Below are 22,194 nucleotides of genomic sequence, written 5' to 3' on the forward strand. Positions count from 1 at the left end.
CTTTAAGGCTTTTCCCATTGGCATAATGAAGAAAATTGCGAGTTGTGACGCGAAACCTGTGGACAAGTTGCACCTTGGGGTTGCCACTCCGCCCACAGTCTGAATTCTTGCCTGCGTTAACTAGGGGGGAATATTATGACAAGAAACACACTCGTCGCCGCTGCGCTTGCGACCACATTCGCATTGCCTGCTTTTGCTGGCGGCATTTCTGATCCGATCATGGATCCCGAAATCATCATCCAACACGTTGAAACACCGTCAAGCGGCTCTGCCATGTTGCCTGTCATCATCTTCGCGCTGCTCGTAGCTGCCGCAACTGCTGGGTAAAACCGACGACACCATCTAACGGTAAAGGGCGTTGAGAGTGATCTCAGCGCCTTTTTTCCATGCGGCCGAAATGAGTTTTCGTTCGCCCGCATCTCACTAAGACTTGATCGAATCGACAAAACACTTCACGCTTTGCGAATTAAAGGAGAATATTAATGAAACTTATTACAACAACGTCCGCAGCGGCACTTATTGCTGTTTCCTCAGTCGCCAGTGCTGGCGGATTAGCTGACCCGGTCATGACAATGCAGCCTGAAATCATCGTGGCAGATACTGCCGGATCTTCGTCATCCGCAGGCCTTATCATACCACTGATCCTGATCGCATTGATCGCAGCGGCGTTGAGCAAAGGTGGCGGTTCGGCCGCGCAAGTTTCGGAACTTTCATCACTTTAAGAGTTTTTGCCCGCGCATGTTCTTGGGTAAATGAAAGGCGCCGCTGTGAATCCAGCGGCGCCCTTTTTTCATGCCATTCGAGAAAATTTAATGCGCGACAGCGCCCGTCCCTGCTTCACGGGCACGCAGCGCGGCGGCCGCGGCAGCCGCATCTTCTGCCTCTTGGTCCCATTCAACCGCTTCAGGTTCAGACACCAACGCATGCTTCAACACTTCGGACGCGTGGGTCACTGGAATAATCTCCAGCCCCTCTTTCACGTTGTCCGGAATATCCGCGAGGTCTTTGACGTTTTCCTCAGGGATCAGCACGGTTTTAATTCCACCACGCAGCGCCGCCAGAAGTTTTTCCTTCAAACCACCAATCGGCATCGCATTCCCGCGCAAGGACACCTCGCCAGTCATGGCAATATCTTTGCGCACTGGGATCTTGGTCAACACGGACACAATTGACGTCACCATCGCCAAACCAGCGCTTGGCCCATCTTTTGGCGTCGCGCCATCTGGCACGTGCACGTGAATGTCGAGCTTATCAAACTCCGGCGGTTTCACCCCGATCTGTGGGGAAATAGACCGCACGTAGCTGGATGCCGCATCGATGGATTCTTTCATCACATCGCCCAGCTTACCCGTTGTTTTCATACGGCCTTTACCTGGAAGACGCAGCGCTTCGATGTTCAAAAGCTCCCCACCGACAGAAGTATAAGCCAAGCCCGTGACAACGCCGATCTGGTCACTTTCTTCAGCCAAACCGAAACGATGCTTCTTCACGCCCAAGAAATCTTCGATGTTGTCTTCAGTAACGACAACGCTTTCGACTTCTTTCTTGACGATCTTGGTCACAGCTTTACGGGCCACTTTCGCGATCTCACGCTCTAAGTTCCGCACACCAGCTTCGCGAGTGTAATAGCGGATCATGGACGTCAGCGCGGAATCCTCAAGCGTGAATTCCTTGGACTTAAGGCCATGGTTTTTCATCACTTTCTCAAGCAAATGCTGCTTCGCGATCTCGCGCTTTTCGTCTTCGGTGTAGCCGGACAGCGGGATGATCTCCATCCGGTCCAGCAATGGGCCTGGCATGTTGTATGAGTTGGACGTGGTCAGGAACATCACGTTGGACAGGTCATATTCGACCTCCAAGTAGTGATCGACGAACGAGCCGTTCTGTTCCGGATCAAGCACCTCAAGCATAGCGGATGCAGGGTCTCCACGGAAGTCCTGCCCCATCTTGTCGATCTCATCGAGCAAGATAAGCGGGTTCGTGGTTTTCGCCTTTTTCAGCGCCTGAATGATCTTACCGGGCATGGACCCGATGTAGGTCCGACGGTGGCCACGGATTTCAGATTCATCACGCACACCACCAAGGGAGATGCGAATAAATTCACGCCCAGTGGCTTTCGCAACGGACTTCCCGAGCGAGGTTTTACCCACACCAGGAGGGCCGACGAGACACATGATTGGCCCTTTCAACTTTTGGCTACGTTGCTGCACCGCAAGATACTCAACGATGCGTTCTTTAACCTTATCAAGGCCATAGTGATCGCCATCAAGAATGGCCTCAGCCTTACCCAAGTCTTTCTTAACGCGAGATTTCTTGTTCCACGGGATGGACAGCATCCAATCCAGATAGTTGCGCACAACTGTGGCTTCCGCAGACATCGGCGACATGTTCTTAAGCTTCTTCAGCTCACCGTCGACCTTTTCCTGCGCTTCTTTGGACAGCTTGGTGTTGGCAATCTTGCCTTCAAGCTCGGCCATTTCGCCTTCGCCCTCTTCACCATCGCCAAGTTCCTTCTGAATGGCCTTCATTTGCTCATTCAAATAGTACTCACGCTGGGTGCGTTCCATCTGGGTCTTTACGCGGGTCTTGATCTTCTTTTCGACCTGCAGCACGGACAATTCGCCCTGCATAAAGCCGTAAACCTTCTCAAGGCGCTCGGATACGGACAGTGTTTCCAGCAGCTCTTGGCGTTGCTCAACCTCAATCCCAAGGTGGCCAGCAACAAGGTCAGCCAGTTTTGCAGGCTCGGACGCCTCGGACACCGCGCCAAGCGCTTCTTCAGGGATGTTCTTTTTGACTTTGGCGTAACGCTCAAACTCCTTGGCCACGGAACGGGTTAGCGCCTCAATCGTGGTCATATCGCCCGGCATTTCGGTCAGATATTCTGCCGTCGCCTCAAAATGTTTGTCGTTTTCAACGAATTCGGAAATGCGCACACGTGCGATGCCTTCAACAAGCACCTTCACAGTGCCATCCGGCAGCTTCAACAGTTGCAGCACATTGGCCAGAACGCCAGCCCTGTAGATTCCGTCTTGGTCGGGATCATCCACGCCCGGGTCGATCTGGCTGGACAATAGGATCTGCTTGTCATCTGCCATCACCTCTTCAAGGGCTGAAACAGATTTTTCACGTCCAACGAAAAGCGGAACGACCATATGTGGAAACACAACAATGTCGCGCAGCGGGAGGACGGGGTAGGATGAACTCAATGGTTCTTGCATGCTCTTTTCCTTTGTTGGCAAGATCAGCGGTCCCTATTCATAGGCAACGCACCAATCTCCGGACTTGGTCTATAGATGTGGGGGTCTTTTGCCCGCTTTCAACCAGTCCGTTTCAGGTTCGCCCACATTGCCTGTGCCGCGTGGTCGCTGCAAGGCAGCAATTTGTCAAAACTGGGGATAAACCGAAAAAACGTACGTTAAAACACAAATAGGGGCGCAAAATGACACCAAAAGACGTGTTTTCGCTATAACGGGTCAATATCGCCTTGCGCACGTTTACTGTGAAAGTCGCTTTCCCACGCGGCAAAGGTTCCTCCACTGATCGCGTCACGCATACCCTGCATAATGTCTTGGAAATACGTCAGGTTATGCCACGTCAGCAGCATCCCTGAAATCATTTCATGAGAGCGGAACACATGGTGCAGATAGGCCCGTGAATAGTTTGAACAAGCTGGGCAGCGGCAGTTTTCATCCAATGGGCGCGGATCGTCCGCATGACGCGCGTTCTTGATGTTCACCACACCGTGGCGGGTAAACACCTGCCCCGTACGACCAGAACGGGACGGCAAAACACAATCCATCATATCAATGCCGCGCTTCACGGCACCGACGATATCATCCGGTTTACCAACGCCCATCAGGTAGCGTGGCTTATCGACAGGCAATTGGTCGGGCGCGAAATCGAGGCAATCAAACATCGCCTCCTGCCCCTCACCCACGGCGAGGCCACCAACGGCGTAACCTTCAAACCCGATCTCTTGCAGCGCATCGGCTGATCGTTTGCGCAAATCTTCCTCAAGCCCGCCCTGCTGGATGCCAAACAGCGCGTGACCAGGACGGTCCCCGAATGCATCGCGGCTACGCTTGGCCCACCGCATCGACATTTCCATACTGTCTTCAAGGCGTTTGCGATCCGCAGGTAATGCGGGACATTCGTCAAAACACATCACAATGTCAGACCCGAGCAAGCGCTGGATTTCCATCGAACGTTCCGGCGTCAGATTGTGTTTGGAACCGTCATAATGGCTTTGAAAAACAACACCCTCTTCGGTCAGCTTGCGCATACCGGCGAGGCTCATCACTTGAAAACCACCAGAGTCCGTCAAAATAGGCCGTTCCCAGTTCATAAACTTGTGTAAACCACCAAGCTTGGCGATCCGTTCCGCCGTAGGGCGCAGCATCAAATGGTAGGTGTTCCCGAGTAGAATATCGGCACCCGTTTCACGCACAGATTCCGGCATCATGGCCTTTACCGTCGCGGCCGTACCCACCGGCATAAACGCAGGCGTGCGAATGTCCCCGCGCGGCGTGTGCATCACGCCTGTGCGCGCAGCACCATCGGTTTTTTGCAATTCAAATGAAAACGTCTTTGTCATATCGGCCTCTTATCTTCATGCGCTTCTAGGCCTTTGATGGGGTGAATGAAAAGAGACGACCTGTTCTGCTGGCGTAAACACCTTGAAGAAATAGCGAAAACGCCGCGCCCCCACATCTTTACGCCCGCCACCCTAATCCCTATATGTTCTGTCAGGAATTACAGGACGCCAAATCATGAACGACGCGACACCCCCACTAGAAGGCACACCGCTTATCAAGCCTTCCACCACCGAACACGCGCTCTACGAGAACATCGTTGAGGCTTGCCGCACGGTTTATGACCCTGAAATTCCAGTAAATATTCTGGACCTTGGGCTGATCTACACGATCGACATCAACGACGAGAACGAAGTCAAAGTTCTGATGTCCCTCACCGCACCGGGCTGCCCTGTTGCAGGTGAAATGCCGGGCTGGGTCGCTGAAGCGATTGAACCGCTGGCTGGCGTGAAAACCGTTGACGTTGAACTCGTCTGGGAGCCCCAATGGGGCATGGAAATGATGTCTGATGAGGCCCGTCTAGAGCTCGGGTTCATGTAATCTTAATCCTCTAAGGAGGTTCGCTAAATGTTTGGAATCCCTGGAAAACAAGCTGTATCCATCACCGATGCCGCAGCGATACAAATCGCCAAGCTTATGGCGAAAGATGAACACGCAGGCCTACGCATTGGCGTCAAAAAGGGCGGCTGTGCGGGCATGGAATACACCATGGAATACGTGGCCGAAGTCGATCCCCTTGATGAGGTTGTCGAACAGGATGGCGCGCGTGTGATGATCGCGCCAATGGCGCAGATGTTCCTGTTTGGCACGGAAATCGACTACGAGGTGTCCCTGCTTGAAGCCGGTTTCAAATTCCGCAATCCGAACGTCACTGAGGCCTGCGGGTGTGGCGAGTCCATCAAATTCGACGAAAACCTCAACACATGAGCGTAACGCCGGAAGATATTGAATTCGCAACGGATTTGTTTTCCGGCCTCGGCCCACTAACGACCCGCAAGATGATGGGCGGTCTGTGTCTTTATCTTGATGGCACGATCTTCGCGATCGTACATTCAGACTACGGAACCATGATTAAAGGTGCGGGTTCCTTTAAAGACGAACTTGACGCGATGGGCCTGACCCGTTGGACCTACCAGCGCGAGAACGCCCCTAAACCAACGGCCATGCCTTATTGGAAGTTGCCAGATTCAGCGCTGGATGATCCAGAGGAAGCTTGCGATCTAGCGCGCCGCGCCCTCGCCCACCTTTAGGCCAGCGCAGCCACCGCATCTGCCGCCGCTTTTGGTGTCGTAAACACCTCAACACCCTGCTCTGCGAACAATGGCGCTGCGACGGCCATAGATGCCTGCGCCAGCAACACCCGCGAAGCCTGCCCACTAACGGCGTCCACGATGGCTTGAGCAAACCCAGCCATATCGCCTGCTTCAAAAAATGGCCAAGCCGCATCACACAGCACCAGTTTTCCTGACGCGCGCCCTGCGGAAACCTCATCAAATAAGGCCATTGTCGCGTCACGCGTACTCTCTAAACAGATCGCAACGACCACTTCTCCGCCTTCGGACACCGCAGCTTCCATTGCCGGACGGTCGATGCGCACAACATTGGATAGCGCAACTTCATCCACCAATGGGCCAAGCGTTGAACAGGTGCACAGAACTGGGCCTTGCGACGCTAAATCGCCCAACAACATCTTCACCTCATCGGCGACGGCATCCACCCCGTCAGCGCGCGCGCGATCAAGGAAATCAACACGCACGACATGGCTCGCATCCGGCAATAGCGCCCCAAACGTTGCCACATGAACGTCGGCTGTATGAAGACACGTGATCATGATTTATCCTTCAAGTGCAGATAGGTTTCATCAAAGCGTTTTTGCAGGTGATCCACAGCATGAATGACCTCCCCCGACCCGATCGGCGCGACATTGGTTTGCGCACTTGGGTTAAAGAACAGCGGCAAAGACATTCGTTCAGCGTCGCCACCGATCACACGGTGCGGCGTGGCAACGACGCGCTTTTCAGTCCACATTTCAAGCATTTCACCGAAATTGACGACATATTCCCCGACCGGCGCAGACACCGGAATCCAGCCCCCGCCCCGCTTGCGCACTTCCAACCCCGGGGTTCCATCCATGGCCAACAACGTAAGGCAGCCGTAATCCGTGTGGGTCGCGATCCCAAAATCCTTTGCACCAGCACTGGCCGGACGTGGCGGATAGTAGTTCCCGCGCATCAAGGCCATTGGCTGTTCAAATTGCGCACGAAAGTAGTTACTATCTTCGCCAATCCCGCCAACGATTGCCTCCAGCAACTCACCAGAAAACGCCAACGCCCGCGCATAGTAATTCTCAACGACAATGCGAAAATCCTCTGGATCTTCAGGCCATAAGTTCGGCGCATAGGTCGCCAATTCGGACCCCTCAACCTCAAATCCGGAATCAAACACCTGTTTGTAATCTGGGTTCGCATCAGGATCGACTTGCTCAGAACCAGCTGCGCCCCACCCGCGGTTGGACCCCGTCCGCGCCATGTTCACGGCCTCTTTTTGCGCCGCTGGAAGCAGGAAAAACGCACGATACGTGTCAAACACCTCTTGGATGTCCGCAACTGGAATTGGCGTGTTATGCAACGTTAAAAACCCAATCTCCCGCGCGGCGACACGAACCTGTTCGACCACAGCCTCATCACCAGCCAACAATGCCTGCGCATCAATTCGAGGAATCTCAATCTCTGACATTGGGTGCCTTTCACTTAATCTCGCCACTTGCTACATCACGCTTAACCAAATGGGGAGAGCGACATGCGTAAACTGATTGCCGGAAACTGGAAGATGAACGGCACGAGCGCGGATTTACCGGAACTGACACAACTGGCCAGCACCCATGCGGATGCAGCGGTTGATGTCGTGATCTGCGGTCCAGCAACTTTGCTCAGCCGGATGGCCGACACGGGTCTCCTGATTGGCGGCGAAGACTGCCACCCTGCGGACTCCGGCGCCTACACTGGCAATATCTCAGCTGCGATGATCGCAGACACAGGCGCGCGCTACGTTATCACCGGCCATTCTGAACGCCGCACAGACCACGCAGAAGACGACGCCCTCATCGCATCCAAAACTGAGGCCGGTTGGAACGCCGACCTGCATGTGATCCTTTGCATCGGTGAAACCGAGGCGCAGTACCGCGCCGGTGAAACGCTTGATATCTTGCGTGCCCAGATGGACCAATCCATCCCTGACGCAGCAACCGCAGAGACGACCACAATCGCTTATGAACCCGTTTGGGCCATCGGCACGGGCCTTACGCCTACGCCAGACGAGATCGCCGCCGTTCACGCCGCCCTACGCACGCATCTCGAAGCCCGCTTTGGCGCTGAAGGAACCCAAATGCGCCTCCTCTATGGCGGCTCGGTGAAAGCGAGCAACGCAGATGACATCTTTGCCCTTCCAAACGTGGACGGTGCACTTGTCGGCGGCGCGTCCCTTAGGGCCACGGACTTCTCTCCAATTATCACAGCCTTGGAAAATAGCGCCTAAGCCTCCGTTTTCTTTGGCTCACAAATACTCATCTCTACAAAAGCAAAAGGCGACGCCCTGAAAAACAGAGCGTCGCCTTTCCAGTTTTAGACTTAAGAACGCGCGGTAGCGCGCCTTTAGTTCGTGATGATCTCTGGTCCCATGTAGGCCGTTGGCAAGACCGTCGACAGCCACGGGATATAGGTGACCATGATTAGGAACACGAACAACACCGCAAGGAACGGCAGCGCAGCGCGTACGACCCGCATCATCGACATGTTTGCCACGCCGGACGTCACAAACAGGTTGAGGCCAACAGGAGGTGTGATCATCCCGATCTCCATGTTTACCACCATGATGATGCCCAAATGGATCGGATCAATCCCAAGCTGAATGGCAATCGGGAACACCAATGGTGCGACAATCACGATCAAGCCGGATGGTTCCATAAACTGGCCACCGATCAACAGGATGATGTTGACGATAATCAAGAACGTGATCGGTCCCAATCCAGCGGCCAGCATGGCTTCTGTGATGTGCTGCGGGATTTGCTCATCCGTCAGAACATGCTTCAGGATCAAAGCGTTGGCGATGATGAACATCAACATGATCGTCAGCTTACCGGCCTCAAGCAGGGTCTGCTTGGTGTCTTTGTGAACAAGTGCTGGAATGGCCATCACGATGTTCTCAAAGTTGGACCGCAGAATGGCAGTTGCGCCGATCATGACAGACTGTTCATAGCTTTCACCCGAAACGTTCAGACGTTCCGCAGCCCGAAGCATCGCGAAAACAAACACGGCAGGTGGCAACAACAGCAACATCACGGCCATCACACTTTGAATGATCTGGAAGATCACGCCAATGTCGGATGTCCATACGTTCCAGAGCGCGACAAGCATCGGCAAAATACCAAACACGGCCACTGCGCCAACGGCCAAAAGCATCTCCCAGCCCTCTTTCACCGCCTGCGCCATCAACGCACCAAGGATCAGGGCAACCACAAGGAAAATCCCAGCCGCCCAAAGCGCGATCGACATCGGGAGGTCCATGACGAAACAGCCAACGCCATAAAGGATCAGCGTCACCAGCGTGAAACCCCAAATTCGCATACCCAACAGGCCAGAATCTTCCTCGTCTTTTTGCAGCCAAGGACGCCCTTTAAGTGGACCCATGTCACGGTAGATGAAGATCGACACGATGAACGCATAGATAGATGCAATCGCCGCAGCTTCGGTTGGTGTGAACACACCTCCGTAGATGCCGCCCAAGATGACAACCATCAGGAACAAGCCCCAAGACGCGGTCAGGATGGTTGAGAAAATCTCGGACCAACCAAGCCATTCACCCTTTGGCAGGTTCTTGATGCGCGCGATGACATAGATCGTCACCATAAGCATGAAACCAGCCAGAAGACCTGGGATTACACCGGCAAGGAACATCCGACCAACGGACACATCCGTGGCAGAGGCATAAACAACCATCACGATGCTTGGCGGGATCAGGATACCAAGTGTCCCAGCGTTACAAATAACGCCGGCCGCAAAATCTTTGGAATAACCCGACTTTACCATGCCCGTGATCACAATGGACCCAACAGCCACAACCGTCGCAGGGGACGATCCGGACAAAGCCGCAAACAACATACACGCTAGAACCCCCGCAATCGCGAGGCCCCCGCGCACGTGTCCGATAACTGCAATCGCGAAATCAATGATGCGCCGTGCCACGCCACCCGTCGACATGAACGACGACGCCAGAATGAAGAACGGAATGGCCAGAAGCGTGTAGTGCCCCGCCATCGCCTGATACAGCGACTGCGCGACGCTGGCGAGCGAGCTGTCAGACAACACCAACAAGAACAGCGTTGACGACAGGCCAAGTGCCACAGCAATCGGAACACCGATCGCAAGGAAGGCAATCACCATGCCAAATAGAATTGCAACATCCATTGCTTATTCCTCCCAAGTCAGGCTTTCGCCTGCTTCTTTTACGTCGTCTTCCGCTTCATGGCTGACGATCAGCGTATCAATCTCTCCACGCACAACGCGCACCAAGGCCTGCACAAGGCGGTACAGCATCAGTGCCATTGCAAACGGAACGATTGCGTAAGGAACAAGGCGCGGCATCTTTTCGTATTCTTCGCCAAGGTTGAACGTGTTCTCGAGCCAGGTTTGGGCAAATGGGATCGGAACGTGGTCGGTTTCATACCAGCCTTGATCACGAGAGCTTTCAAAACCTGTGGGGAACCAACGTCCAGATGTGGCATCAAGCCCTGCAAATGGTGCCCAGTAATCCCAAGCACCTTTCATCAATAACACTGCATAGAAAATACAAACGAGCGCAGCGACAACAGCCATAATGCGCTTCGGTTTTGGCCCAACGATATTCAGAACAGCATCAACCCCAAGGTGGCTCACAATCTTGAAACCGTAAGAAATACCAAACAAAACCAGCCACGCGAACAGGACGAGCGTGACCTCAAGACCCCAGATCAGCTGACTGTTAAATCCATAACGTAAAACGACGTTAACAAACGTCACGAGGGTCATCAGTCCCAACAACAACGCAATGATGCTTTCTTCTAGCGTGTGAACGATCGCCCCAACGCGACCCTTCGGCTTATATGCCCCAGACATAGCGTCCTCCCCTTTTAAGAGGGGCCGGCCACATCTGCGGCCGACCCCAATTTACTGGCAAGCGTTGCGTCGAGTGTTCCGAAGAACACCGCGCATCGCCACCGGCTATCGTTTACAGTGCTGCGTTGATCGCCTGCGCCGCGTCGATGTTTTCCTGACCTACATCGTCAACGAACTGGTCCCAAACAGGCTTCATTGCTTCAATCCAAGCAGAGCGCTGCTCGTCTGTCAGCTGGCGTACAACGCCACCCGCTGCGATGATGGATTCTTTTGCTTCTTCGTTCACAGCAAAAGATTCAGCGTTACGAGTAACCGTAACTTCATCGAGGATCGTCAGGAACTGATCGCGTGTGTCCGCGTCAAGGCTGTCCAACCAGTCAACAGATGTCACGACAAGATAGTCGATAACGCCGTGATCTGTTTGTGTGGTGCCGTCCTGAACTTCAAAGAACTTCTGACCCCAAACGTTGGACCATGTGTTCTCTTGGCCGTCCACAACGCCAGTTTGCAGCGCACCGTAAACTTCGGAAAACGCCATTGGCTGTGGGGATGCGCCCATTGCTTCCATTTGCGCAACCAGAACGTCAGAGTTCTGAACGCGGAACTTAAGGCCGTCTGCATCTGTTGGCAGCTCAAGTGGAACGTTCGCTGACATCTGCTTCATGCCGTTGTGCCAGTAACCAAGACCCTGAAGACCACGGCGTTGCATGGAATCCAGCATGGCCTGACCAGCGTCAGACGCTTGGAACGCATCAACCGCGTCGATGTTTGCGAACATGAACGGCAGATCGAAAATGCGGAACTGACGCGTGAATGCTTCAAACTTGGACAAAGATGGAGCAGCCAGCTGAACGTCACCCTGAAGCATCGCTTCGAGAACTTGGTCATCATTATACAGCGTGGAGTTCGGGAAGACCTCCATGCACATCGTGCCGTCCATCTCAGCGTTTACACGTTCTTGCAGCAAAGATGCCGCGATGCCTTTTGGGTGGCGGTCTGTGTTTGTTACGTGTGCGAACTTAACAACAATTTCGTCGCCGTCGCAGCCCATTGTGTCAGCAAATGCCGCACCAGCGGACAGTGTCAAAGCAGCAATGCTTGCCGCGTTCATAAGAAATTTCATCGGTTTCCTCCCAAGGAATTGGAATCGGGCCGCCCTTCATGGACGATCCATTAAGCCAGTTAACGTCATAATTGCAGCAATCAAAAGATGTCATTTTTGCGTGAACTGGGCTCTGACACAGATCAAACCCAACAATTTTTCTAGACGTGTGCACGCGCTTAGCCTTGCCTTCGCACTGGACCGGAGGCATCAAACTTTCATGCAAAGCCTTTCCCAATCCCCGACCGATCCGACCTTCGTGCAAAACCCCTACCCTTTCTACGACCTCGCCCGCGCGGGTCGTGATTTGTTCTTTTGGGAAGACTACGATGCCGTTTGCGCGGTTTCGCACGCCGCTGTCGCCGCTTGCCTAAAGGACAAACGCTTGGGGCGTGAAGTTCCGGCTGAGTTTGCACGCGCGATCCCTGAACACCTCGCGCCGTTCTACGCCGTTGAAGCGCATTCCATGCTTGAGCTTAACCCGCCTCGCCATACGCGCCTGCGTGGTTTGGTGCTGCGTGCCTTCACTTCGCGGCGCATCGCAGAGCTTGAGCCCGAGATCGAAACCCTGTGCCATCAATTGATCGACGCATTTCCAACCAGTGAATTCGACCTGTTGGACGCCTACGCCCGCACCGTCCCCGTCATCATTATCGCGCGTCTATTGGGGGTTCCGGAAAACCGTGCCGATGATCTGCTTGCTTGGTCCAATGCAATGGTCGCGATGTATGTCTCTGGTCGTACCCGCGCCATTGAGGACCACGCGATTGAGGCGACCGAGGCGTTCGTGACCTTCATGCGCGCTCACGTTGACGAGAAGCGAAAGGCGCCTGCGGATGACCTGATGTCCCACCTCATCGCTGCTGAAGAAGGCGGCGAAAAGCTGAGCACGGATGAACTCATCACCACATGCATCTTGCTGTTGAACGCAGGTCATGAGGCGACGGTGCACACGCTTGGCAACACTGTCAAAACCCTATTGGAACGCCAGATCCGCACGGCCGATGAAAAGATCGTCGAAGAAGCCCTGCGATTTGATCCGCCCCTGCACATGTTTGACCGCTATGTCATTGAGGACTGCGAACTGTTCGGCCATGCCTTCAAACGTGGCGATACGGTCAAATGCCTTCTTGGCGCTGCCAACCGCGACCCCGCGCCCTACCCCGATCCAAATACGTTTAATCCCACCCGCACGGGTCCGGTTAATGTGGCCTTTGGCGGCGGCATTCATTTCTGCGTCGGCGCGCCCCTTGCACGCTTAGAGCTGCGGGTTGCCCTGCAAGTATTGTTTGAACGCTGCCCGAACCTCGCCCTCGCCACGCCACCACAATACGGCAACACCTACCACTTCCACGGATTAGAAGCCCTGCGCGTCGCGACTTGACCCCACCCCGAAGGCACGGCAAAATACCGGCATGGGGCGCAATGCGAACACCCCCGTGAGGCTTAGGCCAAAGGTTCGCATGTTCACCGAAAGGAAGCATGCGCTATGGCTGCCCCTAATGAGATTTCCTGCAAAAACCTTCTGCGACTGATAGGTGTGCCTGATGCGCCTGCGATCGTCGATATTTGCATTGATGATGATTTCGCAGATGACCCCTATTTGATCCCCGGATCGATCAAGCATCCACATACCGATATTGACGGGTTAATCCGCACATTGGATGGGCGCCCTTGTATTGTGTCCTGTCAGAAGGGCCTTAAGCTCAGCCAAGGTCTGGCGTCGCACCTGCGCGCGCGCGGTGTTGATGCGCAGTATCTCGAAGGTGGAATGTATGGTTGGCGCGACACAGATGCCGCGCCGCGCCTCCCCTTTGCTGCCTTGCCCCAAAGCAACCTGTGGGTCACACGTCACCGCCCGAAAATCGACCGCATTGCTTGCCCGTGGTTGATCCGCCGTTTTGTGAATCCGCAGGCGGAATTCATGTTTGTCGCACCAGATCAAGTCGCAGGCGTCGCCGAGCGCTTTGGCGCAACACCCTTTGACATTCCTGATGTCGCTTTTACCCACAAAGGCGATCACTGCACATTTGATGCAATGCTCGACCTATTTGATTTGCGCACCGAAGCCTTAAACCGCTTATCAGAAGTCATCCGCGCCGCAGACACGGGCCGCGACGACAACCCACAAGCGGCGGGGCTTTTGGCGATGTCAGTGGGTCTGTCGCGCATGCACCGCGATGATCACGCACAGCTGGACGCCGCGATGCCGCTCTATGATGCGCTCTACCGTTGGGCCCGTGATGGCGTGGCGGAAACCCACGCCAGCCTGCAGGACGCCCCATGAACACCCCAGATATGGTCCGCCTATTCGGACGCATTGGGTGCATGTCCTTTGGTGGCCCTGCTGCGCAAATCGCGCTCATGCAAAAGGAACTGGTGGACGACCGCCCGCTGCTGTCGCAACCGGATTTTCTTAAGGCGCTGTCATTTTGCATGATGCTCCCCGGCCCTGAAGCCATGCAGCTCGCGACTTATGCGGGTTGGAAAATCAGCGGTATTCGCGGTGGCCTGATCGCCGGAGGGCTGTTTGTCCTTCCCGGTGCGTTGGTCATTGCAGTGCTTGCGTTTGCTTACGCGGCCCTTGGTTCGTTGCCATTGGTTCAGGCCGCATTTCTGGGCATCAAAGCGGCTGTCATCATCATCGTTGTGCAGGCGATCCTGAAGCTTCTTAGCCGCGCGTTGGGGCGAACGGATTACCGAATAATTGCCCTACTCGCATTCCTTGCGCTGTTTATATTCAATCTGCCTTATCCTTTGGTCATCATCGTAGCCGCGTTGTACGGCGCATGGGCCTGCACGGATCACACCAGCGTTAAATCCGCCCTGCCGTGGCGACACTCAATTGCGCCAATCGCAGTTGGCGGGGCGTTATGGGCTTTGCCATTGATTGCCGCTTGGCTGGCCGGTGCGACGTTCCTGCTCGCCATTGGGTTGTTCTTTTCTAAGCTGGCACTGGTCACCTTCGGCGGTGCCTACGCCGTGCTCGCCTATATGACGCAAACGGTGGTGACGGATTACGGCTGGATCAGCACGCCTGAAATGATCGACGCCTTCGGACTGGCCGAAACGACCCCCGGCCCCCTGATCCTTGTGACACAGTTCGTCGGGCAACTCGCAGGTATTGCACACGGCGGATGGATGCTTGGCCTGCTGGCGGCTGCAATGACGTTATGGGTCACATTTGTGCCCTGCTTTATCTGGATCTTCGCAGGCGCACCGCTGATTGATTGGCTTGATGGTTACCCGCGTATCCGTGCAGGGCTTGCCGCCATCACGGCCGCAGTTGTCGGCGTCATTGCCAACCTGTCGCTTTGGTTTGCCGCCCACGTGGTGTTTGATGAGGTGGGTGTTTCTGAGGGTCCGCTCGCAATCCTTAGCCCTATCTGGTCGTCGTTCAACCTTGCCGCTGCTGTTCTTACCGCCCTTGCCGCCGCCCTCCTCCTTTGGCGTAAATGGCCGATGGGGCTAACATTGGGCACCATGGCGCTCGCAGGGATCGCAATTGCGCAACTGGGTTAAACGGCCCTTTTATCCGGCCAAGAATCTCGTATGCTAAAGGGGTCTTCAACACCGGAGCGCTGCCTCGTGTCTATCACAAACCAAACCATTGATTACGGCAACCTGATGCACAAAGCGATGCGCGGGCTGATTTATGAAGTCTTAACAGACATTTCTGCCAATGGTTTGCCGGGCAATCACCACTTCTTTGTGACGTTTGACACCATGCATCCCGACGTCGAAATCGCGGATTGGCTGTCAGACCGTTACCCCGGTGAGATGACCATCGTGATCCAGCACCAATACGAAAGCCTCGCGGTTACGGACCGTGGGTTCTCAATCACGCTCAGCTTTGGCGACACGCCTGAGCCGCTTTATGTGCCCTACGATGCGATCAAAACCTTCGTCGACCCAAGCGTCGAGTTTGGCCTGCGCTTTGAAACGCAGGACGATGAAGACGACGAGGACGCGCCAGAAGCCCCGATGGAAGTGATGGCCGAACCCGAGGAAGACGCCCCCAAGAAAGACGCCGAAGTCGTCAGCTTGGATCAATTCCGAAAATAACCTGCCCTGATTGCGCAGTTGCCTCGCGCTGCGCGTGGCGATAAACGGCATACAACCGTATACAGACATTTCTGCAAGGACGTACCATGACCGATACACGCACCGAAACCGACAGCTTTGGCCCACTTGAGGTTCAATCAGACCGCTACTGGGGTGCTCAGACCCAGCGTTCCCTGATGAACTTCCCGATTGGTTGGGAAAAACAGCCCGTCGCCATCGTGCGCGCGTTGGGTGTGATCAAACAGGCCTGCGCTATGGCGAACAAAGCCTCTGGCAAGCTGGACGGCAAACTGGCTGATGCGATGATCGAAGCAGCTGGCGAAGTGATTGACGGCAAACTCGATGACCACTTCCCACTGGTGGTTTGGCAGACAGGGTCTGGCACGCAATCCAACATGAACTCCAATGAGGTCATTTCAAACCGTGCGATTGAAATCCTCGGCGGCGTGATCGGCTCCAAAGAGCCGGTTCACCCGAATGACCACTGCAACATGGGCCAGTCGTCCAACGACACCTTCCCCACCGCCATGCACATCGCATCCGCGATGACGGCGCGCGACGTGATGCTGCCGGGTCTCGAAAAATTCGCAGCCGAGCTGGAAAAGAAAGCCGCAGATTTCAAAGACATCATCAAAATCGGCCGCACGCACACCCAAGACGCGACACCGCTGACACTGGGTCAGGAATTTTCCGGCTACGCCAAACAGATCCGCAACGGGATTGAGCGCATCAAGATGGCCCTGCCCGGCATCTATGAGCTTGCACAAGGCGGTACAGCCGTGGGCACCGGCCTGAACACCGACAAAGGTTGGGACACGACTGTTGCGGGCCACATGGCTGACATAACTGGCCTGCCGTTCGTCACAGCCCCAAACAAATTCGAAGCCCTCGCAGCACACGACGCGATGGTGTTCATGTCTGGCGCGATCAAAACGACTGCAATGGCGTGCTACAAAATCGCCAACGACATGCGCTTCTTGGGCTCTGGCCCGCGCTCTGGCCTCGGCGAATTGATCCTGCCAGAGAACGAGCCTGGCTCTTCCATCATGCCGGGCAAAGTGAACCCAACCCAAGCCGAAGCCATGACGCAGGTGTGCGCCCACATCATGGGCAACGACGCCGCGATTGGTTTTGCGGGCTCACAAGGTCACTTCGAATTGAACGTCTACAACCCGATGATGTCCTATAACCTGTTGCAATCTATGCAGCTTTTGGGCGACGTGACGGACAGCTTTACGGATCGTATGCTGGCTGGCACTGAGGCCAACGAGGCCCGCATCGACAAGCTGATGAAGGAATCCCTGATGCTGGTGACAGCATTGGCCCCCGAAATCGGCTACGACAACGCTACGAAAGTCGCGAAAACTGCACATAAAAACGGCACCACATTGCGGGTCGAAGCTGTGGCGCTTGGGTTCGTTGACGAAGAAACCTTTGATCGCGTTGTGCGCCCTGAGGATATGATCGGCCCCAAATGATCGCACCGAAGGAGCGCTGTATTGTCTGAAGTCGTAAACCTGAACAAAGTCCGGAAGGACCGCGAGCGTACAGAGAAAAAGGCCGAGGCCGATCTGAACGCCCGCAAGTTCGGGCGCACCAAAGCTGAGCGGATGGCAGAAGCTGCCCGCGAAGCACAGGCCAAGGGCCGCCTCGATCAGCTCAAGTTCGAGGACGAATGAGCACCCGCCCCGTCAAACACAGCCTCACGCTGCGTGGCCACCGCACGAGCGTGTCACTGGAACCGGAATTTTGGGATGCGTTTCGCCAGATTGCCGCTGAACGCGATCAAACGTTAAACGGAATGGCGATCAAAATAGACGAGGCCCGCGGTGATGTGGGCCTCGCGTCTGCGATCCGGGTGTTTGTTCTCAACACCCTGCGTGACAATCAGGCCTGATAGAGCGCCGCACGAACGCGGTCGAGCATATCGGAATCTTCGCGCTCAACTTCCGTCAGCAATTGACGGTCCAGCTCATGATCAAGCAAGCGTGCATAGCGAGAACGATCCACCATCAGCGGATCCATCTCACGCTGAGGTAGCTGTGCTTTTGGCTTTGGAACATACAAATCTTCAATCGGCGCGCCGAAACGGGAACGCAGAAAAGACATCACACTATTTGGTGCTGTCAGAACAATAGAAATTGGCTTCGCTACAGTCATAAGACCGACCCCTTTGAAGCCCCCACATCGTTAATTTAGTTTAAACGAAGGCGTCGGAGAATAGGGCAGATGCGTCACAATTGGCGGCGCAACCAATACGGTTACCCACAACATACTGAAAAATAACAACTTATCGAAAGGGCTGTTGCCCCATTTTTGCCCAATTTTGTTTTCCCGATCGGAAACAGTGTTTATGAATACGCGACAATCAAATCGGAGAGAATGCAATTAATGCGCGCAAGAAAACGATGCGCGCCAGTTTTAGTGATTCTCTGACAGCGGTTAAGGCGCAGAACGTTCCGAAATCTTAAGCCAAATCCCATCCTTTGCGCGCACTGTTAGGTGGGCGACGGGGACAGGTTCTTTCTCTGTCAGTTCAAACTTGAACCGCCGCAGCAACATGGCCAGCAGCAATGGCCCCTCAACCATCGCGAAACCAGCGCCCGTACAAACCCTCGGGCCTGCAGAGAACGGGATGTAGGCGTTTCGCTGGCATTCCTTGCCGTTCTCAGTGGTCCAACGGGTCGGATCAAACCCATCAGGGTTATCCCAAAGACGTTCATGTCGGTGCAGGTGCCACGGGCTAAGCACGACCTGCGCGCCCTTTGGGGCCTGACGGTCACGCATCTGTTCAGGGCATTTGGTTTCACGCACCATCATTGGGACAGGCGGATAAAGGCGCAAAGCCTCGCGGAAGACATCGCGAGCAAGGCGCAACTTGGAAACGCTGGCGAATTCCGCGCTAACGGCTTTAGCCTCATCCGCCAACTTATCCTGCCAGTCCGGATACATCGCCAACAAATAGAACGTCCACGCCAAGGCAGACGCGCTGGTTTCATGGCCTGCAAGGAAGAAGATCGCAACTTGGTCCACCATTTCATCAGTGCTGAATTTCTCACCGGTTTCAGGGTCGGCTGTGGTCATGATCTTAGTGGCAAGATCATCCGGTGCAGTTCCGGCGGTAATTTCGGCCATGCGTTGTTCGGTCAGACCTGTGATCAGTCGGCGAATATCAGCGGCAGTGTCTTTGGTCGCACGGCGAAAGAACCGCGGCATCCAGCGCGGACCGGGAATAAACGCGGCGAGGTTCAGGATCGGCTGCGTACGTTGGTGGTCGCGGAATTTCTCAAACACAGCCGTGGCTGTTTCATCCTCAATCGGAATGGAAAACAGGGTGCGAAAGATCACGTCAGCGGCAGCATGAGACGTTTCAGGCTCAATATCCTGCACACCTAGGTTGGCCGCCATCCGTTCCACGGCGGCCTCCCCCGCTGCATACATCGCGCCATAAGTGTCGCGCAGACGTCCGCCTTCAAATGCAGGGTCAATGATGCGGCGCTGTCGTTTCCACGTCTCGCCATTGGTCAAGAACACCGAGTTCCCAAGCAACGGGCGCAAACCTGCACCAATGCGATCAGACTTTGGGAAATCATCGGGACGGTCTTTTAGCACCCGTTTCACCAATTCGGGATCATTCGCCAAATAACTGCGAAAGAACGGCGTCTTAAACTCCGCCATCCACGCGCGGTACAGCTTTGCCGGTTGCGCCGACAGGATGTCTTGGCGAAACAGCTTAAGGTATCGCCAAAGCGTGACCTTCTCAGGACGTGATGGGGGTTTGGGCGGGATCATGGTTCATACTGGTAAACTTGGAGGCGGCCACGTCAATGCGTGATTTAGACGGCTCGCGGCCTTCAAAACGGTCAGCAAGGGTCTGTGGCCCCGCCGTGATGCGGAAATAGTCATAGTCCCCCACCCGGTCAAACGCGCAAAGGTACTGGAAATGCAGGCGGAAGAACTTCCAACGCAGTTCCTTCCAGCGCTCAGGCGACAGGGTTTGGGTGAAGGCCGCAGAAATCACCAACGGCCACTTTTGGCCTTCTGGCGCGACACCAGACACAGCGACCGGATCGCACAGTGCAAATGTACAGCCATCACCGGGGGCTGTGACATCAACCCAAGTCAGCTCATCCCGTGTGGACAAGAAGTTAAGGTCGGTACGCAAACGGTCAGCCTTTGGAAGGAAGCTCACCATCGGGACGACTTGTCCAAGGCTTAGGAACCCAAGCGCAGGGCCACCCGCAGGAACGCCGCCCTCACGGATCAAATCCGAAAGAATGGACACCGCCAGATGCGCGCCAGATGAATGGCCGACGATCAAGACTTCATCGAAGTCCGCTTCTAACGCCTCACCAATCACGCCGCGAAAATCCGCCATGCGGTCTTCAAGCTCGGGCGCGGTCGTGCCTTTGGTTTTGGCGGAATAGGCAAAATCATGCATCAGATAGTAAGCGAAGAATTTACCGTCATTCTTCTTGAACCAGCATAATACCTGCCAAGCGACCCATGCAATTAGCACCAATTGGACGACGAATAATCCGGTATGAAAGATCGAGAAATCCAACGTCGACGGCTCGCCGCCCGTGAACAACCCGACAATCGCACGGCCAATCCCGCCCAACGCCCAGCTCAGGACCTTTGCCGCCAAAAGCCCTGCGAGCACGGCCCCCAACAACTGCAGCAGCAACATGCCAACGGGGTATAGCGCGGCAATCACCGGCCCCTTGCGCAGCCACATCAAGCGGCGCAAGGCACCTGACGTGATGTAGATGAACGCGGTACGCAGTAATTGCAGGTAGGTCGCGGGAATGCTCGACGCCATTGAATTGCGCACGATGTCTGACCAGACGAGCACTTCAACTTCAGCATCAACAGATTGGCCGTCCATACGGGATTCTACACGCCAGCCGTAATGCTCACCGTCTTTCGCAGCGATGCCGACTTCATAGCCAGATATCTCGGATTGTGTTGCGGATTCAGTGCGATAAAGCTCGCGGTAGCGGCGTGGGTGAATAGGATCATAGCCCGGAATGTAGAACACCTTACGGCGTTTCACCTGTCTATTCTCAACCTGATCCATTGTGCTTCGCCCTTAATTTGAAGGCACTATAGACACAAACTTCGGCGAAAATAAGTTACGGGTTAACCAAAAACGGCCAAGAACGGCATCGCTTCAAGCATCCAGTAAGCAAACACCGCGAGGAAACCCGTCGCCATCGCCAAACCAACGATGATCAGCAGAACGCCAGACGTTTTCTCGATCACACCCATGTTGCGCTTCATCCAAGCCATCGGACGTTTCATCTGCGGGAAGAACGCGGCAACAAGCAAGAAAGGAACACCAAGGCCAAGCGCGTAAGTTCCCAGCAATACCATACCCTTACCAACATCCGCCTGCCCCGTAGCGAGACCCAGAATGGCGCTTAGGATCGGGCCTAGGCAGGGCGTCCAACCGAATGCGAATGCGAGGCCTAGGAAATACGCACCAAACGCCGACCCGCCTTGATCCCCCGCATCCACACGCATCTCGCGATCAAGGAATTTTAGCCGATAAAGCCCAAGGAAATGGAACCCAAAGATGATGACAACAATCCCTGCACCTATCTCAAAATAGGTTTTGACCCCAAGGAACGTACGCCCTAACGCCGATGCCCCTGCCCCAAGGATCAGGAAAACTGTCGAAAGGCCCAGCACAAAAAACAACGCTGAAACGACGGCACGATTGCGCGCGTCTTTGTTGTCTTCCATCTCGGACACACTCACACCGCCCATATAAGCAAGGTACGGCGGCACAATCGGCAGCACACAAGGGCTGAGGAACGACAGGATGCCCGCGGAAAACGCAACGAGGAGTGCGGGAATCAGTGAGGCGGCAAGGAAGGTTTCGGTTTCAAACATAGAACCCTCTTAGCGTTCCGTATGCGCGGCGTCACGCGACAGTTGGTCACTTCCTTGTGGACTTTTGTGACAACGCACGGCACCCCTAGGCCATGAAAGATATCGTTGATGCCCGTGGATTGATGTGCCCTTTGCCGGTCTTAAAGCTCGGTAAGGTGATGCGCGGTGTGCCTGTTGGGACAGTTGTGACCCTATGGGCGGATGATCCAATTGCCGTGATAGACATTCCTCATTTCTGCGTTGAAGCAGGCCATAGACTGGTGTCGCAGACCGACGATGGGGCACATCAGATCTACGTCATTGAGCGTGTAACCAAATAAAAATGCCGCCCCACGTTAGTGGAGCGGCATTTATTATCAATCCCTTACGGAGTGAAGGTCATGTG

At 54.9% G+C, this 22,194-nt stretch carries 25 protein-coding genes; 14 read left to right on the plus strand and 11 right to left on the minus strand.

Annotated elements, in window-relative coordinates:
- Positions 1-135: 135 nt before the first annotated feature.
- Both OSB_RS08570 and OSB_RS08575 read left to right on the plus strand, forming a co-directional pair.
- Entirely contained in the window at positions 136-327 is a 192-nt protein-coding gene (locus tag OSB_RS08570) for a hypothetical protein (RefSeq protein WP_049834594.1), read from the plus strand.
- Between the two features lie 155 nt (positions 328-482).
- Complete coding sequence (locus OSB_RS08575) at positions 483-722, plus strand: hypothetical protein (protein ID WP_049834595.1); 240 nt, start codon at positions 483-485, stop codon at positions 720-722.
- Positions 723-809: 87 nt separating this feature from the next.
- Here the strand turns inward: OSB_RS08575 and lon are convergent, their stop codons facing one another.
- Together lon and tgt are read right to left on the minus strand one after the other, a co-directional pair.
- Complete coding sequence (gene lon / locus OSB_RS08580) at positions 810-3,221, minus strand: endopeptidase La (protein ID WP_049834596.1); 2,412 nt, start codon at positions 3,219-3,221, stop codon at positions 810-812.
- A 245-nt stretch (positions 3,222-3,466) separates the two neighbouring features.
- Positions 3,467-4,597: a tRNA guanosine(34) transglycosylase Tgt gene (gene tgt, locus OSB_RS08585; protein WP_049834597.1), complete on the minus strand. Its 1,131-nt coding sequence runs from the start codon at positions 4,595-4,597 to the stop codon at positions 3,467-3,469.
- A 175-nt stretch (positions 4,598-4,772) separates the two neighbouring features.
- Between tgt and OSB_RS08590 the strand changes: the two genes are divergently transcribed.
- Genes OSB_RS08590 through OSB_RS08600 form a run of 3 tightly spaced genes read left to right on the plus strand, consistent with a single transcriptional unit; the run spans position 4,773 to position 5,845 of the window.
- Positions 4,773-5,135, plus strand: coding sequence for an SUF system Fe-S cluster assembly protein (locus OSB_RS08590; RefSeq protein WP_049834598.1), 363 nt, complete (start codon positions 4,773-4,775; stop codon positions 5,133-5,135).
- 27 nt (positions 5,136-5,162) lie between these two features.
- A complete protein-coding gene (locus OSB_RS08595; protein ID WP_049834599.1) occupies positions 5,163-5,522 on the plus strand; it encodes a HesB/IscA family protein in 360 nt (119 codons plus the stop codon).
- Complete coding sequence (locus OSB_RS08600; RefSeq protein WP_049834600.1) at positions 5,519-5,845, plus strand: TfoX/Sxy family protein; 327 nt, start codon at positions 5,519-5,521, stop codon at positions 5,843-5,845. The genes OSB_RS08595 and OSB_RS08600 overlap by 4 nt, the downstream gene beginning before the upstream one ends.
- Here the strand turns inward: OSB_RS08600 and OSB_RS08605 are convergent.
- Positions 5,842-6,426, minus strand: coding sequence for a hypothetical protein (locus OSB_RS08605; RefSeq protein WP_049834601.1), 585 nt, complete (start codon positions 6,424-6,426; stop codon positions 5,842-5,844). The two genes, OSB_RS08600 and OSB_RS08605, sit on opposite strands and share 4 nt — an antisense overlap.
- On the minus strand, positions 6,423-7,331 hold the full coding sequence (locus tag OSB_RS08610) for an isopenicillin N synthase family dioxygenase (RefSeq protein WP_049834602.1): 909 nt from the start codon (positions 7,329-7,331) through the stop codon (positions 6,423-6,425). Before OSB_RS08610 ends, OSB_RS08605 begins: the two co-directional genes overlap by 4 nt.
- A gap of 63 nt (positions 7,332-7,394) precedes the next feature.
- Between OSB_RS08610 and tpiA the strand changes: the two genes are divergently transcribed.
- Complete coding sequence (tpiA, locus tag OSB_RS08615) at positions 7,395-8,129, plus strand: triose-phosphate isomerase (RefSeq protein WP_049834603.1); 735 nt, start codon at positions 7,395-7,397, stop codon at positions 8,127-8,129.
- A gap of 116 nt (positions 8,130-8,245) precedes the next feature.
- On the opposite strand, the gene OSB_RS08620 is transcribed toward tpiA, so the two are convergent.
- The 3 genes from OSB_RS08620 to OSB_RS08630 form a co-directional block, all read right to left on the minus strand.
- The gene (locus tag OSB_RS08620) at positions 8,246-10,057 is read right to left on the minus strand and encodes a TRAP transporter large permease (protein ID WP_049834604.1); all 1,812 of its coding nucleotides are present in this window, start codon (positions 10,055-10,057) and stop codon (positions 8,246-8,248) included.
- A gap of 3 nt (positions 10,058-10,060) precedes the next feature.
- The gene (locus tag OSB_RS08625) at positions 10,061-10,744 is read right to left on the minus strand and encodes a TRAP transporter small permease (protein ID WP_049834605.1); all 684 of its coding nucleotides are present in this window, start codon (positions 10,742-10,744) and stop codon (positions 10,061-10,063) included.
- A 112-nt stretch (positions 10,745-10,856) separates the two neighbouring features.
- Positions 10,857-11,867, minus strand: coding sequence for a DctP family TRAP transporter solute-binding subunit (locus OSB_RS08630; RefSeq protein WP_049834606.1), 1,011 nt, complete (start codon positions 11,865-11,867; stop codon positions 10,857-10,859).
- Positions 11,868-12,066: 199 nt separating this feature from the next.
- Between OSB_RS08630 and OSB_RS08635 the strand changes: the two genes are divergently transcribed.
- The 7 genes from OSB_RS08635 (at position 12,067) to OSB_RS08665 (ending at position 17,808) form a co-directional block, all read left to right on the plus strand.
- Positions 12,067-13,230 carry a cytochrome P450 gene (locus tag OSB_RS08635; RefSeq protein ID WP_049834607.1) on the plus strand — a complete coding sequence of 388 codons (1,164 nt, stop codon included), beginning with the start codon at positions 12,067-12,069 and terminating at the stop codon, positions 13,228-13,230.
- Positions 13,231-13,335: 105 nt separating this feature from the next.
- Positions 13,336-14,133, plus strand: a complete 798-nt coding sequence (locus tag OSB_RS08640) for a chromate resistance protein ChrB domain-containing protein (RefSeq protein ID WP_049834608.1) — start codon at positions 13,336-13,338, stop codon at positions 14,131-14,133.
- A complete protein-coding gene (gene chrA / locus OSB_RS08645) occupies positions 14,130-15,368 on the plus strand; it encodes a chromate efflux transporter (protein ID WP_049834609.1) in 1,239 nt (412 codons plus the stop codon). The genes OSB_RS08640 and chrA overlap by 4 nt, the downstream gene beginning before the upstream one ends.
- Positions 15,369-15,398: 30 nt before the next feature.
- Positions 15,399-15,911, plus strand: a complete 513-nt coding sequence (locus tag OSB_RS08650; RefSeq protein ID WP_049834610.1) for an SspB family protein — start codon at positions 15,399-15,401, stop codon at positions 15,909-15,911.
- Positions 15,912-15,997: 86 nt separating this feature from the next.
- Complete coding sequence (gene fumC / locus OSB_RS08655) at positions 15,998-17,389, plus strand: class II fumarate hydratase (protein ID WP_049834611.1); 1,392 nt, start codon at positions 15,998-16,000, stop codon at positions 17,387-17,389.
- A gap of 21 nt (positions 17,390-17,410) precedes the next feature.
- Positions 17,411-17,590 carry a DUF4169 family protein gene (locus tag OSB_RS08660; protein ID WP_049834612.1) on the plus strand — a complete coding sequence of 60 codons (180 nt, stop codon included), beginning with the start codon at positions 17,411-17,413 and terminating at the stop codon, positions 17,588-17,590.
- A complete protein-coding gene (locus tag OSB_RS08665) occupies positions 17,587-17,808 on the plus strand; it encodes a ribbon-helix-helix domain-containing protein (protein ID WP_049834613.1) in 222 nt (73 codons plus the stop codon). The genes OSB_RS08660 and OSB_RS08665 overlap by 4 nt, the downstream gene beginning before the upstream one ends.
- Here OSB_RS08665 and OSB_RS08670 read toward each other — a convergent pair.
- The 4 genes from OSB_RS08670 to OSB_RS08685 all read right to left on the minus strand — a co-directional run bounded on the left by OSB_RS08670 (position 17,799) and on the right by OSB_RS08685 (position 21,809).
- Complete coding sequence (locus OSB_RS08670) at positions 17,799-18,071, minus strand: hypothetical protein (RefSeq protein WP_049834614.1); 273 nt, start codon at positions 18,069-18,071, stop codon at positions 17,799-17,801. The genes OSB_RS08665 and OSB_RS08670 overlap by 10 nt on opposite strands.
- A gap of 282 nt (positions 18,072-18,353) precedes the next feature.
- Positions 18,354-19,703: a cytochrome P450 gene (locus tag OSB_RS08675; RefSeq protein WP_049834615.1), complete on the minus strand. Its 1,350-nt coding sequence runs from the start codon at positions 19,701-19,703 to the stop codon at positions 18,354-18,356.
- The gene (locus OSB_RS08680) at positions 19,672-20,991 is read right to left on the minus strand and encodes a hypothetical protein (RefSeq protein WP_049834616.1); all 1,320 of its coding nucleotides are present in this window, start codon (positions 20,989-20,991) and stop codon (positions 19,672-19,674) included. The genes OSB_RS08675 and OSB_RS08680 overlap by 32 nt, the downstream gene beginning before the upstream one ends.
- Positions 20,992-21,053: 62 nt before the next feature.
- Positions 21,054-21,809, minus strand: a complete 756-nt coding sequence (locus OSB_RS08685) for a cytochrome c biogenesis CcdA family protein (protein WP_049834617.1) — start codon at positions 21,807-21,809, stop codon at positions 21,054-21,056.
- 92 nt (positions 21,810-21,901) lie between these two features.
- On the opposite strand from OSB_RS08685, the gene OSB_RS08690 reads away from it, so the two are divergent.
- Positions 21,902-22,129, plus strand: a complete 228-nt coding sequence (locus OSB_RS08690) for a sulfurtransferase TusA family protein (RefSeq protein ID WP_049834618.1) — start codon at positions 21,902-21,904, stop codon at positions 22,127-22,129.
- Positions 22,130-22,194: the final 65 nt, after the last annotated feature.

The organism is Octadecabacter temperatus (assembly GCF_001187845.1).
In the GTDB taxonomy this organism is placed as follows: Bacteria; Pseudomonadota; Alphaproteobacteria; order Rhodobacterales; family Rhodobacteraceae; genus Octadecabacter; species Octadecabacter temperatus.